The sequence below is a fragment of the Streptococcus sp. 9903 genome (assembly GCF_013276625.1).
Taxonomy (GTDB): domain Bacteria; phylum Bacillota; class Bacilli; order Lactobacillales; family Streptococcaceae; genus Streptococcus.
Genome location: NZ_VMLI01000024.1, coordinates 1 through 2,351, shown reverse-complemented (window position 1 = coordinate 2,351; position 2,351 = coordinate 1). Strand labels below are relative to the sequence as shown.

Below are 2,351 nucleotides of genomic sequence, written 5' to 3'. Positions count from 1 at the left end.
TGCATCACTACCAGATGGACCTGCGTTGTATTAGCTAGTTGGTGGGGTAACGGCTCACCAAGGCGACGATACATAGCCGACCTGAGAGGGTGATCGGCCACACTGGGACTGAGACACGGCCCAGACTCCTACGGGAGGCAGCAGTAGGGAATCTTCGGCAATGGACGGAAGTCTGACCGAGCAACGCCGCGTGAGTGAAGAAGGTTTTCGGATCGTAAAGCTCTGTTGTAAGAGAAGAACGAGTGTGAGAGTGGAAAGTTCACACTGTGACGGTATCTTACCAGAAAGGGACGGCTAACTACGTGCCAGCAGCCGCGGTAATACGTAGGTCCCGAGCGTTGTCCGGATTTATTGGGCGTAAAGCGAGCGCAGGCGGTTAGATAAGTCTGAAGTTAAAGGCTGTGGCTTAACCATAGTACGCTTTGGAAACTGTTTAACTTGAGTGCAAGAGGGGAGAGTGGAATTCCATGTGTAGCGGTGAAATGCGTAGATATATGGAGGAACACCGGTGGCGAAAGCGGCTCTCTGGCTTGTAACTGACGCTGAGGCTCGAAAGCGTGGGGAGCAAACAGGATTAGATACCCTGGTAGTCCACGCCGTAAACGATGAGTGCTAGGTGTTAGACCCTTTCCGGGGTTTAGTGCCGTAGCTAACGCATTAAGCACTCCGCCTGGGGAGTACGACCGCAAGGTTGAAACTCAAAGGAATTGACGGGGGCCCGCACAAGCGGTGGAGCATGTGGTTTAATTCGAAGCAACGCGAAGAACCTTACCAGGTCTTGACATCCCTCTGACCGCTCTAGAGATAGAGTTTTCCTTCGGGACAGAGGTGACAGGTGGTGCATGGTTGTCGTCAGCTCGTGTCGTGAGATGTTGGGTTAAGTCCCGCAACGAGCGCAACCCCTATTGTTAGTTGCCATCATTCAGTTGGGCACTCTAGCGAGACTGCCGGTAATAAACCGGAGGAAGGTGGGGATGACGTCAAATCATCATGCCCCTTATGACCTGGGCTACACACGTGCTACAATGGCTGGTACAACGAGTCGCAAGCCGGTGACGGCAAGCTAATCTCTTAAAGCCAGTCTCAGTTCGGATTGTAGGCTGCAACTCGCCTACATGAAGTCGGAATCGCTAGTAATCGCGGATCAGCACGCCGCGGTGAATACGTTCCCGGGCCTTGTACACACCGCCCGTCACACCACGAGAGTTTGTAACACCCGAAGTCGGTGAGGTAACCGTAAGGAGCCAGCCGCCTAAGGTGGGATAGATGATTGGGGTGAAGTCGTAACAAGGTAGCCGTATCGGAAGGTGCGGCTGGATCACCTCCTTTCTAAGGATAAGGAACTGCGCATTGGTCTTGTTTAGTCTTGAGAGGTCTTGTGGGGCCTTAGCTCAGCTGGGAGAGCGCCTGCTTTGCACGCAGGAGGTCAGCGGTTCGATCCCGCTAGGCTCCATTGGTGAGAGATCACCAAGTAATGCACATTGAAAATTGAATATCTATATCAAATAGTAACAAGAAAATAAACCGAAAACGCTGTAGTATTAATAAGAGTTTATGACTGAAAGGTCAGAAAAATAAGGTTAAGTTAATAAGGGCGCACGGTGGATGCCTTGGCACTAGGAGCCGAAGAAGGACGTGACAAACGACGATATGCCTTGGGTAGCTGTAAGTAAGCGATGATCCAGGGATTTCCGAATGGGGGAACCCAACAGGTACTACCTGTTACCCATATCTGTTAAGGATGTGAGGAGGAAGACGCAGTGAACTGAAACATCTAAGTAGCTGCAGGAAGAGAAAGCAAAAGCGATTGCCTTAGTAGCGGCGAGCGAAACGGCAGGAGGGCAAACCGAAGAGTTTACTCTTCGGGGTTGTAGGACTGCAATGTGGACTCAAAGATTATAGAAGAATGATTTGGGAAGATCAGCCAAAGAGAGTAATAGCCTCGTATTTAAAATAGTCTTTGTACCTAGCAGTATCCTGAGTACGGCGGGACACGTGAAATCCCGTCGGAATCTGGGAGGACCATCTCCCAACCCTAAATACTCCCTAGTGACCGATAGTGAACCAGTACCGTGAGGGAAAGGTGAAAAGCACCCCGGGAGGGGAGTGAAATAGAACCTGAAACCGTGTGCCTACAACAAGTTCGAGCCCGTTAATGGGTGAGAGCGTGCCTTTTGTAGAATGAACCGGCGAGTTACGTTATGATGCGAGGTTAAGTTGAAGAGACGGAGCCGTAGGGAAACCGAGTCTGAATAGGGCGAATTAGTATCATGACGTAGACCCGAAACCATGTGACCTACCCATGAGCAGAACGGAAGTGTGCTCTGTAGGTAAAGAGTGTAGGATAAAGC

1 tRNA gene and 2 rRNA genes are annotated in these 2,351 nt (G+C 50.8%); all 3 read left to right on the top strand.

What is annotated here, in order from left to right:
* Positions 1-1,329, top strand: a 16S ribosomal RNA gene (locus HT696_RS08925); the annotation flags it as partial.
* Positions 1,330-1,380: 51 nt separating this feature from the next.
* Positions 1,381-1,453, top strand: a tRNA-Ala gene (locus HT696_RS08920).
* 125 nt (positions 1,454-1,578) lie between these two features.
* Positions 1,579-2,351, top strand: a 23S ribosomal RNA gene (locus HT696_RS10555); the annotation flags it as partial.